We start from the raw sequence: 12,461 nt of genomic DNA, 5'->3' as shown, positions 1-12,461 counted from the left end.
ATGAGCCTGTCCTTCTCCCCCTTCCTGCCTCTCTGGGCGCTGGCCGCGCTGGCCTTGCTGGCGCTGGCCGTCGCGGCTATCGGCTTTCGCCGTGGCATACGCGGCGCAACGATCCGGCTGATCGCCTTTGCCGCCTTGATCGCCGCCCTCGCCAATCCGCAGCTTCTGTCTGAGAACCGCGACAAGCTCTCAACCGTGGTGCCTGTGATCGTTGACCGCAGCCAGAGCCAGACCGATATCGCCAGCCGCAAGGCGATGACCGATCAGGCCTTGCAGGGCGTCAAGGATAAGTTGGCCCGCTTCCCCGGCATAGAGCCGCGTATTGTCGAAGCCTCGACGCCGGAAAACGCCGACACGCCATCGACCCGGCTGTTCGAAGCCCTGTCCTCGGCGATATCCGACGTGCCGCCAGCCCGGGTTGGGGCGGCGATTTTCATCACCGATGGACAAGTGCATGATGTGCCATCCAATCTGAAAACGCTGGGCATGGATGCGCCGGTCCATACGCTGTTGACCGGCAAAGCCAATGAATTCGACCGGCGCATTGAAGTGGTGCGCGCCCCCCGTTTTGGCATTGTCGGCCAGAACCAGGACATGTCGCTTCGGGTAATCGATGAAGGAGTGAAGGGCAGCCAGCCCGCTACCGTAACCGTGCGGATCAATGGCCAGGATGGCGGTTCGTTTACCGCCGTGCCGGGTGCGGAAACGCCCTATTCCTTTGCCGTGCCACGCGCCGGTAGCAATGTGCTGGAATTTTCCGTCTCCGGCCTGCCCGGCGAAGTGACGGAAACCAATAACAAGACCGTGCATCTGATCGACGGCATCCGTCAGAACCTGCGGGTGCTGCTGGTGTCAGGTGAACCGCATGCTGGTGAGCGCGCCTGGCGCAACCTGCTGAAATCCGATGCCTCCGTGGATCTGGTGCATTTCACCATTCTGCGGCCCCCGGAAAAGCAGGATGGCACCCCGATCAACGAGTTGTCACTGATTGCCTTTCCGACCCGCGAGCTATTTGTCGAAAAGATCAGTGATTTCGACCTGATCATCTTCGACCGCTACCAGCACCGCGGTGTGCTGCCGATCCTCTACTATGATTATATCGCCGAATATGTCCGCAAGGGCGGCGCGCTGCTGATTGCGGCTGGCCCCGAACATGCCGGTCAGGATTCGATTGCCATGACCCCGCTCGCCTCGGTTCTGCCCGCAGCGCCGACCGGCAATATGCAGGAGGGTGGCTTTTATCCGCGTTTGTCGGAGATTGGCAAGAAACACCCCGTGACCCGCGATCTCGATGGCGCCGCATCCGAGCCGCCGCATTGGGGCCGCTGGTTCCGCAGCGTCGATGTCGATCCGCCGCAAGGCGAAACGGTCATGACCGCCAATGACAAGCCGCTGCTGGTGCTGAACCGCGCCGGCCAAGGCCGCGTCGCCATGCTGTTGTCCGACCAGGGCTGGCTCTGGGCGCGCGGCTTTGAAGGCGGCGGCCCGCATGTGGCGCTTTACCGCCGCATCGCCCATTGGCTGATGAAGGAACCGGAGCTGGAGGAAGAAGCCCTGACGGCACGTGCCAGCGGCCGGATGCTGACCATTACCCGCCAGACCATCGGCAATGACCCCGGCCCCGCCACCATCACCAGCCCCTCCGGCAAGGTGCAGGACGTGACCCTGACCCAGACCGAACCGGGCCGCTTCACGGCGGAACAGCGGATGGCGGAAACCGGCCTGTTCACCATCGCCAATGGCGAATTTTCCACCCTCGTCCATATCGGCGCGGTGGATGCGCCGGAATTCAAGGCGATGATCTCCACCCCTGACATCATGAAGCCAGTGTCGGACACCACCCACGGCCTGATCAAGCGGCTGGACAACGGGGCCAGCGGTGTATCCGTTCCCGACATCCTGCCCGTCAGCGGCCCGGTCCGCAGCAGCGACGGCGAGCGCATGGCGATCCGCATGACCAGCGAAACCCTGCTGAAAGGCGTGGACACCCTGCCCTTGTTTGCCGGATTCGGCGGATTGGCTCTGCTGCTGTTTGCGGTTTCGGCGATGTGGTGGCGCGAGGGACGGTGATGAGTTCAATACCGCCGTTTTTTGTGTGGGCTGCGGTTTTGATATTTGTTCTGCATAATGTTGAAGAGGCGCGTGGTATTGCGATTTGGGCTGAAAAAAGCCGGTCAACCCGGCTTGTACGGTGGTACAAAACATATCCGTTTTGTGTTGCTGTAACACTATTATCGATTGCATTTTTGATGCTCGCCGCTTGGCTGCTATGGACGGGAAGCCATCTTGCATTCACGCTGTTCACATTGAGCTATGCTGCCATTTTCGCGAATGCCATCAGTCACATCGCAAACGTGATTTTCACGAAAAATCCGCTGCCCGGCGGCTGGACTGCTGCATTTTTGATTTTTCCTTCAGGTGTCTGGTTTGCTCACTATGTCATTGAGAAGGTGATTTTCTCTGGCTATGATCTGTTACTGCTCCTCAGTGCTGGAGCAGTTCTGCAAGTTCCTCTCGCTCTTGTTGCTCTTTTGTTAGCTCATGGGATAATTTGGTTATTTTATAAACATAAATGAGATTTGCGATGACGAACGATATTTCGCTTGCAGTTTTGGATGAGGTGCCGTCCGACACCCAAACCCTGATCTCCGGCTGGCTGACAGCTCATAATGATGTGATGTTTGGTAAAACGGGTGGTCATAAAAGCCTGTTTATCCCCATTGAACATCATGATGGGGAGATTTTGGGCGGATTGATTGGGCGCACCGCCAGAGGCTGGCTGGATATCGACATTATATTCATTCCAGAAGCGCTTCGTGGCCAAGGCCTTGCAGGAAAATTGCTGGCTTTGGCAGAGAATGAGGCGTGCAAGCGTGGTTGCAAAGGCGCGCATATTCAAACCGCCAATCCGGTTGCGACAAAGGCCTATCAAAAATATGGCTATGAGGTTTTCGGGACAATTGAGCATTTTATCGACAACTTTGCGCTTACGATGATGGTGAAGCGGTGGTGATTGCAGCTCTGTGGCGGCATGAGGGACGGCGATGGACAAATTGGTGCTTGAGATTTTTGATGACGTGCCCGAAGACGCCCTTGAAACCATTGAAACGGCAATACTCGATTTTAACAGAGAACATCTCAGTCTACGACGAAAACTTTTCATCCCGCTTAAAGACCGGGATGGAATCGTTGATGGCGGTTTAATCGGATACACAGGTAGAGCCTGGCTTTATACTGAATTGTTGTTTGTCCCCGAATATCGTCGCGGTCAGGGGCTTGCCAGTCAGTTGCTTATGCTGGCCGAAGGCGAAGGCAGAAGGCAGAAGGCGAGGATGCAAAGCTTCTATAGTGGATACCATGAATCCAACTGCCCGACGGCTCTATGAAAAACTGGGGTATGAAACATTTGGCAGTCTGGCAGACCCGGCAGAGAGTTACAGCGTCACCTGGATGAGAAAACAGCTGTAAGCCTCGATATTCGCTTGTCCCCCCGTCCAAGGAACTCCCCATGCCCCCCTATCACTTCACACTTGGAGCGGCGCAGATCTTCGCCATTCAGGATGGCGTTCTGACCGCCGATGTCAGCAAGCTTTATCGCCGCAATGGTGCGCCTGTCGCGGAGGGGTTTGCAGATGCAGCGACCTCGCTGTCCGTCAACTGCTTCCTCATCAAGACACCTGAAAGGATCGTGCTGATTGACGCTGGTTCCGGCCAACTCTTCGGGCCGGACCATGGCAAGCTTTCTGCCGGGCTGAACGCACTCGGCCTCAGCCCAGCCGATATTGACGACATCATTCTCACCCATATCCATGCCGACCACACCGGCGGACTGATACGCGATGGTGCGCCGATTTTCCCCAACGCCATGGTCCTCGCCGGCCGCACTGAAGCGGGTTTCTGGCTGTCGCCGGGTGCTGCCGATGCGCCTGATGCGACGGAACGGGTCAAGGGCCAGATCGGCCGGGCGCATCTTTGCCTTGACCCGTATGAGGCCGAGGGACGGCTGACGATTTTTGACGACAACGGGCCGATCCTTCCCGGTTTCAGCGCAACATTGCGTGCCGGTCATACGCCCGGCCATTTGGCGATCCAGTTTGAGAGCGAGGGGACGGCCATGCTGTTCGTCGGCGATATCGTCCATGGCGAAAACGTGCAGTTTCGCGATCCCGCCATCACCATCGATTTCGATTATGATCAGCCGAGTGCCGCCAAGGCGCGCGCGCAGGTTTTCGAGCAGGCCGCGAACGATGGCTATCTGATTGCCGCCGCGCACCTGCCCTTTCCGGGTGTCGGTTCCATCACGAAAGAAGGTGCCGCCTATCGGTTTGAAACCCTACAGAAGAAAGACGAGATGCCGTGAAAACCATCAGAATCCATGACGTGATGAAGAATGGCGTGCTGCCCTTTGATCTGCGCGATCTTCTGCGTCTTCTGGCACCTCGATCGCTGCAAGCAGTCTGGCGGGTTTCAACAGTCAAATCCGGTTTGCCTGAGCTTGAGTGGTTTGACGCCACCGGGGACGGCGGCGAAAAACTGGAACTGCTAGCAAACCGGGACGCAGTGATTACAGGCCAGGAGCTGCTAGCCCTTGCCAAACAAACGACACAGGTCATCTGGGGATGAGTTCAGCGGGTATTTTCCAAACGCAACCCATGACAACTGGCTGACGATCCGCGCCATAGACAGCAGCTATTATGAAATCACCACAGCCGATGAAGCCGTGTTGAAAAAACTGAAGGATTCGTTCCAGCATATCGGCCCGGCCGATATTCCATTCGCACCGAATCCTGCAGATCTTATCCGCTAAGCTTGGCAACAGAGACTGAGCCACTTCAACCGTTAGCGACCAACAGCAACGGTTCGTAATCCGCGTCATCGGCCGCGCCGTCGGTGCTCCCTGCCTCATCCTTTCGCCAGCCAATCACGCCCTTCAGCCGGGCATGCACATTCTCAGCCAGTGGCACGACCAGCACGCGACCGGGATCGACCGGACCGGGGAATGCCAGGGCATTGTAAGCGATTTTTTCAAAGCCGAGCGGCATATAGTATGGCGGATCGCCGATCAGGATCACCGCTTCGGAACCGCTCCGCCGAGCGGCTTCAATGGCAATGCGCACCAGTTCCCGGCCAATGCCCAGGCATTTATGGGAGGGGCGCACGGCAAGCGGGCCGAGCATATGGCCTTTGACTGTTCCGGCCAGCACCGGGGTCATGCGCACCGAGGCAATGGTTTCGCCCTGATCGGCGCAGACGAAGGACAGCGTGCGATCATGCGGGCCCTGCTCCCGGATACGGGCAGCAGCTCGTGTGAACCGGCCAGGACCGAAAGCTTCCGCGTTGATGAGTTCGATAATGGCGTCGTGAGACGCATCCTCGGTGAGGTAGACGAGATCGTGCTTTTGCATGAAGACCGGAACCGTATAGCGAATTGCGCAGGAGTGTTCACACCATCACAGGGATGGTCGAGAGCATCAGCGTCGTCGCAGGTTCCGGCAGAAGGTCATGGGATCACTATCCAATTTCGATGGGAATTTGCATAACAACAAATTTTCCGACCGTCTATAGCATCGTGCAGAAAAACGGTTTCCACGTTTCGGTACGATGCTTTATCCCAAAACACACTGTTCATCAGCCAAATCATCGCAATTCCTCGCCAGCATCGCATATAAGAACAACGGAAATTTGAAACAGCGATGGAAGGAAGAGCCGATGGGCATGCTGGTTGATGGCGTCTGGAGCGACATCTGGTACGATACGAAAGCCACCAAAGGGCATTTCCAGCGCTCGGCCAGCCGGTTTCGCAATTGGTTGACCGCTGATGGCGCACCGGGGCCGACCGGTGATGGCGGTTTCAAGGCTGAGGCCGGGCGCTACCATCTCTATGTGTCGCTGGCCTGCCCCTGGGCGCATCGCACACTGATTTTCCGCCAATTGAAAAAGCTTGAAGCGTTAATCTCAGTGTCCGTCGTCCATCCGCTGATGCTGGAAAATGGCTGGACGTTTCAGCAGGACGGCGCGGCCACCGGCGATCATCTGTTCGGTGCGGATTATCTCTGGCAGGTCTATCTGAAGGCCGATCCGCAGTATAGCGGCCGGGTCACGGTGCCTGTCCTTTGGGATAAGCATTTGAATATGGTGGTCTCCAACGAATCCGCCGACATCATCCGCATGTTCAACTCCGCCTTCAATACGCTCACAGGCGATAGCAAGGATTTCTATCCCGAACCGCTGCGGGGCGAGATCGATACGCTAAACGACCGCATCTACGACACCGTTAATAACGGCGTCTACAAGGCGGGTTTCGCCACCACGCAAGAGGCTTACGAAGAAGCAGTCACGCCGCTGTTTGAAACGCTGGACATGCTCGAGCAACGGCTTTCCTCCAGTCAGTTCCTGATCGGTGACACGTTGACCGAGGCGGACTGGCGGCTGTTCACCACGCTGGTGCGGTTTGATGCGGTCTATGTCGGCCATTTCAAATGCAACATCCGCCGCATTGCCGATTATCCGGCGCTATCTGCCTGTCTCTCGGCGCTCTACCATTGGACGGGCGTGGCTGAGACCGTCAATATCGACCATATCAAGCGCCATTACTATGGCAGCCACAAGACCATCAACCCGACGGGAATCATACCGGTCGGACCGGAACTCGCCTTTCTTCACCAGAGATCGGCGTAAGGCCCATCCGTGACAAGCTCCGCCAGGCGGCGCCGGGTAGCGGGTGTGATTCCTTCCGGGAGAGCATCGAGGGCAAAAAAGCCCGATTCGGCGATTTCCCGGTCCGGCAGGCGCGGCGCGGTCTGGCGCACCAGGGTGCGGTAAAACAACACATGATCGCGGCGGCTGGCGGTGCGGTTCAGGTAGGATTGCAACAGAACGGGCGGCGCGGTCATAACCAGATTGCCCTCTTCGCGCAATTCCTTTTGCAGCGCTTGGCTCGCCGTTTCGCCGCGCTCCACCCCGCCGCCGGGCATGTACCAGCCGGGAAGATAGGTGTGCCGCACCAGAAAAATCCGGCCCTGATCATCAAAACAGGCGGCCCGCACCCCAAGCGTCATGCCGCGTGTGATGGCAAAATAAATGTGCAACAGCCGCACCACACATTTTTTCACGGAACTCAACCGGCTGTCATCCGGTTGAGACCCTGATGAATACACTGTCATCGCGCTTGCCTCGCTTCCCCGAATGTATAGATAAGGTTCATGTTCAAACTCGCCCATATATCCGATATTCATCTGGGGCCTATGCCGCATCTCACGTTTCGAGAATTGGCATCGAAGCGCATCACAGGTTATGTCAACTGGCACCGCAACCGGGCAAAGCATATGGTCTCCGGCACGCTGGAGGCCTTGGTGGCCGATATTCACGCCAAAGCGCCCGACCATTTGACCGTGACCGGCGATCTCGTCAACCTGGCATCAGGGCTGGAAATCAACAAGGCCGCCGAATGGCTGAGCACGGTCGGCCCACCGGCCACGACATCGGTCGTGCCGGGCAATCACGATGCCTATGTGCCCGGCGCCCACGAAAAGGCAATGCATGCCTGGTATGATTATGTCCGCGGCGACACGGACCCGGACATCTGGCGCAAGGATTTCAAGCTTTGGCCGACCTTTCGCCGCCGGGGACCGGTCGGGCTGATCGGTTGTTCCACCTCCATCGCCACCCCGCCCTTTTCCGCCAGTGGCTATTTCAGCTCGCGCCAGGCCCGTGAAACCGCCCAATTGCTGCGTCAGGCTGGCGAAGAGGGCTTGTTCCGGGTGGTGCTGATCCATCATCCACCCGTTCGGGGTGCCGCCTCGCAGCACAAGCGGATGATCGGCATCCGCCGCTTTGCCGCCGCGATCTCGCTGGGCGGGGCCGAACTGGTGCTGCATGGCCATACCCATCTCAACACGTTGAACTGGCTGCACAATCGCCATGGCCGCGTGCCGGTGGTGGGTATTGCCTCGGCCAGCCAGGGGCCGGGCAGCAAGAAGCCGCAGGCTGCCTATAACCTGTTTTCAATTTCCGGCGCGTCAGGGGCGTGGGTGCTGGACTGGGAACGCTATGCGCTGACGGGTGATACCAGCGAGGTATCCCTGACCCATAACCAGAGATTGTCGGGTTGATCCTGCTAAATCGGCAATCCCCTCGCCGAACAAGTCCCTGAAAAATCGATATACAGGATCAACTTCCTGTTCACTGCGTCCACGCTTGCCTTTTTCCGGCATTGTTTTAAGCCTTGATAAGCACTATTTGCATAGGAAGTGGTAAGCGTCCCGTCCGCAGCCTATGGGTCATTGTGATGGCCCAAGACGCGGTCGGTTCGGGTGAGCAAAACGCAAATGAGGAATTGCCGAATGAACGAAGAAGACGACGACAAGAGCAAGGAACTGCCGCTCGGCAAGGAAACGGAAGCGAATCTTTTCAAGTCGCGATCAATCTTCATCTATGGCGGGATCACCCAGGAACTGGCGCAGAAGGTCTGCACACAGCTGGTGGCTCTGGCTGCCGCCAGCGACGACGACATTCGCGTCTACGTCAATTCTCCCGGCGGCCATGTCGAATCCGGCGATTCGATCCATGACATGATCAAGTTCATCAAGCCGAAGGTCTGGATTATCGGCACCGGCTGGGTCGCATCCGCTGGCGCGCTGATCTATGTTTCGGTTCCGAAGGAGCAGCGTCTTTGCCTGCCCAATACCCGCTTCCTGCTGCACCAACCCTCGGGCGGCACACGCGGCATGGCCTCGGATATCGAAATCCAGGCCCGCGAAATCATCAAGATGAACGAGCGCCTGATCAAGATCTTCTCCAAGGCCACCGGCCAGACAGAAGAAAAGATCGCCAAGGACATCGACCGCGATTACTGGCTGTCGGCTGAACAAGCCAAGGACTACGGCCTGGTGTCGAAGATCGTCGAAAGCCAGTCGGAAATCTGATTTTACAACCATGACGATACAACCCCGTCGGAGCAATCCGGCGGGGTTTTGTTTTATGTGCCTGCCATCGCAAATGTGTTTCGATACGTACCCGTTTGCCCGATCTCAGCCTTGCGTGTTTCATTAGAACCTGATGTTCCAGCCAGATCGATACTGGTGCCGGGACCATCCGCATGCTGAAACAATTTTCTCCGCAAAGCCTGTTCATGGGCCTTCTGGTCGCCTTTGTCGGCTTTGCCAGTTCCTTTGCTGTTATTCTGCAAGGGCTGAAAGGGGTTGGGGCCAGCGATCTGCAGGCGGCTTCCGGCCTGATGGCGCTGTCGGTCTCCATGGGCATTTGCGGCCTTATCGTCTGTCTCAAGACGCGGATGCCGATTTCCATTGCCTGGTCGACGCCGGGTGCCGCCCTGCTGGTCACCGCCGGTGTGCCGCAAGGCGGTTTTTCAGCAGCGGTCGGGGCGTTTCTGGGCTGCGCCGCGCTGATCGTCATTGCCGGGCTGTTCAAGCCGCTTGGCCGGGCCATTGGCGCCATTCCCGCGCCGCTGGCCAATGCTATGCTATCAGGGGTGATCGTCGGCCTTTGCTTTGCCCCGTTCAAAGCCATCGAAGAAAGCCCGCTGCTCGGCCTGCCAATCCTGCTCGCCTGGGCGATTGTCGGCACCATCAACCGGCTCTTTGCCGTTCCCGCCGCTCTTGCTGCCTTCGTTCTGGTCCTGGTGTTCGCCGTTCCCCTGCCCGACGGCGCATTCTCGGCATTGGGTGCCTCCCTCGTGCCGCCGGTTGCATTCGTGATGCCGACGTTCACATTCGCGTCGATGGTTTCCATCGCATTGCCCCTGTTTATCGTCACCATGGCTTCACAGAACATTCCAGGCATCGCCGTGCTGAAAGTGCATGATTACCACCCAAGGCCGGGTCCACTTTTCACCATTACCGGCCTTTTCACCGCCCTTGCCGCGCCCTTCGGCGCCCATGCCATCAATCTCGCCGCTGTCACAGCCGCCATGGCGGCGGGCCATGATGCCCATGCCGATCCGCAGCGGCGCTATTGGGCGGCGATGATCGGCAGCGTTGGCTATCTGGTGCTTGGGCTTTTGGCCGGCGTCGTCACCTCCTTTGTAGGCTTGGCACCCGCCATCCTGATCGAATCGGTCGCGGGCCTTGCGCTGATTGGCGCCTTTTCCGGGTCAATCGTTTCGGCTTTCCGCGAACCCACGACCCGCGAGGCTGCCGCCGTCACCTTTTTGGTCACCGCCTCGGGTATCTCGCTTCTCGGCATTTCCGCCGCCTTCTGGGGATTGATCGGCGGTCTGGCCATGCTGGGGCTGACGCAGTTCGCCGTCCGGCTACGGCGCTGACCATCATCCGCAGCCTTGATGAAAATTGCCCTTGCCAGCCCGGAAACCGCTGATTATAGATTGAAGTATGAAGACATTGGGCCATTCCATGACGAAGACTGCACAGCGAGGCAATGTTAGCCGCGCCGCAGCTTTGCGCGCCCTATCCTCGCTTCTTCTTCTCGACCTTATCCGCGGTTGCCGGGTCCATTGAGGAGCGCCCGGCGGCCGGGTTAGCCGTCGCAGGCGATTGCTCCTCACCACTCCACAATTTTGACTATTGACCCCTGAAGGGGCCGAATTTTGCATTCGCATGCGGCACTCGAACCGCTATAAGCCGGGCATATTCGGGATGAGAAGAGAGCGAACATGTTGAAGAGCAATTCCGTGCACAAGGGCATGCCCGACGCGGCAAGCAAATACCGGCCCTACCCCCAGATCGACATTTCCGACCGCACCTGGCCGGGCAAAACCATCACCCAAGCGCCGATCTGGTGTTCGGTCGATCTGCGCGACGGCAACCAGTCGCTGGTCAACCCGATGGGCCACGACCGTAAGGCCCGGATGTTCCAGTTGCTGCTGGAAATGGGCTTCAAGGAAATCGAGATCGGCTTTCCCTCGGCCTCACAGACCGATTTCGACTTTGCCCGCTGGTGCGTCGAGCAAGGCAATGTGCCTGATAATGTCTCCCTCCAAGTGCTGGTGCAATGCCGCCCGGAACTGATCAGCCGCACCTTCGAGGCTTTGGAAGGCGCGCATAAGCCGATCATCCATTTCTACAATTCGACCTCGGAATTGCAGCGCCGCGTGGTGTTTGCCAAGGACGTGCCCGGTATCAAGCAGATCGCCGTCGATGCGGCGAAAATGATCATCGACATGGCCACCAAGGCTGGTGGCGGCTACCGGTTTGAATATTCGCCGGAAAGCTTTACCGGCACGGAACTGGAGGTGGCGCTGGAAATCTGCAACGCTGTGATTGCCGAGATCAAGCCGACCGCTGACAACAAGCTGATCCTCAACCTGCCCTCGACCGTGGAAATGGCGACGCCGAACATCTATGCCGACCAGATCGAGTGGATGTGCCGCAATATCGACAACCGCGAAAACGTCATCATCTCGCTGCATCCCCACAACGACCGCGGCACCGGCATTGCCGCCACCGAACTGGCCCTGATGGCGGGTGCCGACCGGGTGGAAGGCACGCTGTTTGGCAATGGCGAGCGCACCGGCAATGTCGATGTGGTGACGCTGGCGCTGAACATGTACACCCAGGGCATCGATCCCGAACTGGACTGCTCGCAGATCGAGCGCATCAAGGATGTTTATGAATATGCCAATGAAATGACCATCCCAGAACGCCATCCCTATGTTGGCGAGCTGGTCTATACCGCCTTTTCCGGCTCACACCAGGATGCGATCAACAAGGGGATGAAGGCCGTGAAAAAGGCCAATTCCCCGGTCTGGGAAGTCCCCTATCTGCCAATCGATCCGCAGGATGTCGGCCGCTCCTATGAGGCGATCATCCGCATCAATTCCCAATCGGGCAAGGGCGGTATCGCTTATATCCTGCAACAGGATTACGGCATCAACCTGCCGCGCAACTTGCAGGTGGAGTTCCGCGAGGAAATCCAGCGCATTACCGATGAAGAAGGGGTGGAACTGCCCTCCAAGCGGATCTATGACAGCTTCATCAGCCGCTATATCGACCAGCCCAATGCCCGGCTGAAATTCGTCGATCACCACACCTATCCCGACACGGCCACCAAGGGCGTGCGGATCGTCGCTGCCGAAATCGCCGATGGCGGCGAGGTCAAGCGCATCGAGGGCAAGGGCAATGGCCCGATCGACGGTTTCGTTAACGCGCTCTCCACCTATCTGGGCATCGAGATTTCGGTGCGCGATTATTCCGAGCACTCCCTGCAACACGGCTCCAACGCAGCAGCCATTGCCTATGTGGAAATGGACCATCCCGGCGGACGGCTGTTCGGTGCCGGTATCAACCAGAACATCGTCACCGCCTCGCTGGAAGCCATCGTCTCGGCCGCCAACCGGGTGCTGGACGCAAGGGCGAAGTAAGGGGACGGCTTCACAGCAACCCGAAAGAACCAAAGCCACCCGCAAAACTCTTGCGGGTGGATTTGCATGTCGGCAATCCTGTTGACTTCGATGCGGCAATTAATGTACAGAAATACGTACAGAT

13 protein-coding genes are annotated in these 12,461 nt (G+C 58.1%); 11 read left to right on the top strand and 2 right to left on the bottom strand.

Annotated features, from left to right (window positions below; genetic code table 11):
* The 6 genes from IEI95_RS14090 to IEI95_RS14065 all read left to right on the top strand — a co-directional run bounded on the left by IEI95_RS14090 (nt 1) and on the right by IEI95_RS14065 (nt 4,623).
* Entirely contained in the window at nt 1–2,070 is a 2,070-nt protein-coding gene (locus IEI95_RS14090; RefSeq protein ID WP_156536982.1) for a hypothetical protein, read from the top strand.
* Nucleotides 2,070–2,576 (top strand): HXXEE domain-containing protein, encoded by a 507-nt coding sequence (locus tag IEI95_RS14085; protein WP_156534669.1) that lies wholly within the window; start codon nt 2,070–2,072, stop codon nt 2,574–2,576. Before IEI95_RS14090 ends, IEI95_RS14085 begins: the two co-directional genes overlap by 1 nt.
* An 8-nt stretch (nt 2,577–2,584) precedes the next feature.
* Nucleotides 2,585–3,013 carry a GNAT family N-acetyltransferase gene (locus tag IEI95_RS14080; protein WP_156534671.1) on the top strand — a complete coding sequence of 143 codons (429 nt, stop codon included), beginning with the start codon at nt 2,585–2,587 and terminating at the stop codon, nt 3,011–3,013.
* Nucleotides 3,014–3,044: 31 nt separating this feature from the next.
* Nucleotides 3,045–3,386 carry a hypothetical protein gene (locus IEI95_RS14075; RefSeq protein ID WP_234894687.1) on the top strand — a complete coding sequence of 114 codons (342 nt, stop codon included), beginning with the start codon at nt 3,045–3,047 and terminating at the stop codon, nt 3,384–3,386.
* Nucleotides 3,387–3,508: 122 nt separating this feature from the next.
* Nucleotides 3,509–4,360, top strand: a complete 852-nt coding sequence (locus IEI95_RS14070; protein ID WP_156534675.1) for an MBL fold metallo-hydrolase — start codon at nt 3,509–3,511, stop codon at nt 4,358–4,360.
* The gene (locus IEI95_RS14065; RefSeq protein ID WP_156534677.1) at nt 4,357–4,623 is read left to right on the top strand and encodes a hypothetical protein; all 267 of its coding nucleotides are present in this window, start codon (nt 4,357–4,359) and stop codon (nt 4,621–4,623) included. The genes IEI95_RS14070 and IEI95_RS14065 overlap by 4 nt, the downstream gene beginning before the upstream one ends.
* Before the next feature lie 209 nt (nt 4,624–4,832).
* Here the strand turns inward: IEI95_RS14065 and IEI95_RS14060 are convergent, their stop codons facing one another.
* Complete coding sequence (locus tag IEI95_RS14060; protein ID WP_156534679.1) at nt 4,833–5,405, bottom strand: GNAT family N-acetyltransferase; 573 nt, start codon at nt 5,403–5,405, stop codon at nt 4,833–4,835.
* 304 nt (nt 5,406–5,709) lie between these two features.
* Between IEI95_RS14060 and IEI95_RS14055 the strand changes: the two genes are divergently transcribed.
* The gene (locus IEI95_RS14055; protein ID WP_156534681.1) at nt 5,710–6,678 is read left to right on the top strand and encodes a glutathione S-transferase family protein; all 969 of its coding nucleotides are present in this window, start codon (nt 5,710–5,712) and stop codon (nt 6,676–6,678) included.
* Here the strand turns inward: IEI95_RS14055 and IEI95_RS14050 are convergent.
* A complete protein-coding gene (locus IEI95_RS14050) occupies nt 6,660–7,163 on the bottom strand; it encodes an NUDIX domain-containing protein (protein ID WP_420360047.1) in 504 nt (167 codons plus the stop codon). The genes IEI95_RS14055 and IEI95_RS14050 overlap by 19 nt on opposite strands.
* 39 nt (nt 7,164–7,202) lie before the next feature.
* On the opposite strand from IEI95_RS14050, the gene IEI95_RS14045 reads away from it, so the two are divergent.
* The 4 genes from IEI95_RS14045 to leuA all read left to right on the top strand — a co-directional run bounded on the left by IEI95_RS14045 (nt 7,203) and on the right by leuA (nt 12,337).
* A complete protein-coding gene (locus IEI95_RS14045) occupies nt 7,203–8,111 on the top strand; it encodes a metallophosphoesterase family protein (RefSeq protein WP_194416590.1) in 909 nt (302 codons plus the stop codon).
* Nucleotides 8,112–8,342: 231 nt separating this feature from the next.
* The gene (locus IEI95_RS14040; RefSeq protein WP_070164160.1) at nt 8,343–8,924 is read left to right on the top strand and encodes an ATP-dependent Clp protease proteolytic subunit; all 582 of its coding nucleotides are present in this window, start codon (nt 8,343–8,345) and stop codon (nt 8,922–8,924) included.
* 173 nt (nt 8,925–9,097) lie between these two features.
* The gene (locus tag IEI95_RS14035) at nt 9,098–10,282 is read left to right on the top strand and encodes a benzoate/H(+) symporter BenE family transporter (protein WP_156536984.1); all 1,185 of its coding nucleotides are present in this window, start codon (nt 9,098–9,100) and stop codon (nt 10,280–10,282) included.
* Between the two features lie 348 nt (nt 10,283–10,630).
* The gene (gene leuA, locus IEI95_RS14030; RefSeq protein WP_156536985.1) at nt 10,631–12,337 is read left to right on the top strand and encodes a 2-isopropylmalate synthase; all 1,707 of its coding nucleotides are present in this window, start codon (nt 10,631–10,633) and stop codon (nt 12,335–12,337) included.
* Nucleotides 12,338–12,461 lie beyond the last annotated feature (124 nt).

It is taken from the genome of Agrobacterium vitis (assembly GCF_014926405.1).
Taxonomy (GTDB): Bacteria; Pseudomonadota; Alphaproteobacteria; order Rhizobiales; family Rhizobiaceae; genus Allorhizobium; species Allorhizobium vitis_H.
Note: the sequence above shows the minus strand (reverse complement) of the source record. Positions and strands in the feature narration are given on the sequence as shown.

What these genes read in the sequence shown, in the direction of transcription:
- IEI95_RS14035 (WP_156536984.1), top strand. Translation starts at nt 9,098, where the DNA reads ATGCTGAAACAATTTTCTCCGCAAAGCCTGTTCATGGGCCTTCTGGTC.
- IEI95_RS14085 (WP_156534669.1), top strand. Translation starts at nt 2,070, where the DNA reads ATGAGTTCAATACCGCCGTTTTTTGTGTGGGCTGCGGTTTTGATATTT.
- IEI95_RS14040 (WP_070164160.1), top strand. Translation starts at nt 8,343, where the DNA reads ATGAACGAAGAAGACGACGACAAGAGCAAGGAACTGCCGCTCGGCAAG.
- leuA (WP_156536985.1), top strand. Translation starts at nt 10,631, where the DNA reads ATGTTGAAGAGCAATTCCGTGCACAAGGGCATGCCCGACGCGGCAAGC.
- IEI95_RS14060 (WP_156534679.1), bottom strand. Translation starts at nt 5,405, where the DNA reads ATGCAAAAGCACGATCTCGTCTACCTCACCGAGGATGCGTCTCACGAC.
- IEI95_RS14070 (WP_156534675.1), top strand. Translation starts at nt 3,509, where the DNA reads ATGCCCCCCTATCACTTCACACTTGGAGCGGCGCAGATCTTCGCCATT.
- IEI95_RS14055 (WP_156534681.1), top strand. Translation starts at nt 5,710, where the DNA reads ATGGGCATGCTGGTTGATGGCGTCTGGAGCGACATCTGGTACGATACG.
- IEI95_RS14090 (WP_156536982.1), top strand. Translation starts at nt 1, where the DNA reads ATGAGCCTGTCCTTCTCCCCCTTCCTGCCTCTCTGGGCGCTGGCCGCG.
- IEI95_RS14045 (WP_194416590.1), top strand. Translation starts at nt 7,203, where the DNA reads ATGTTCAAACTCGCCCATATATCCGATATTCATCTGGGGCCTATGCCG.
- IEI95_RS14080 (WP_156534671.1), top strand. Translation starts at nt 2,585, where the DNA reads ATGACGAACGATATTTCGCTTGCAGTTTTGGATGAGGTGCCGTCCGAC.
- IEI95_RS14075 (WP_234894687.1), top strand. Translation starts at nt 3,045, where the DNA reads ATGGACAAATTGGTGCTTGAGATTTTTGATGACGTGCCCGAAGACGCC.
- IEI95_RS14050 (WP_420360047.1), bottom strand. Translation starts at nt 7,163, where the DNA reads ATGACAGTGTATTCATCAGGGTCTCAACCGGATGACAGCCGGTTGAGT.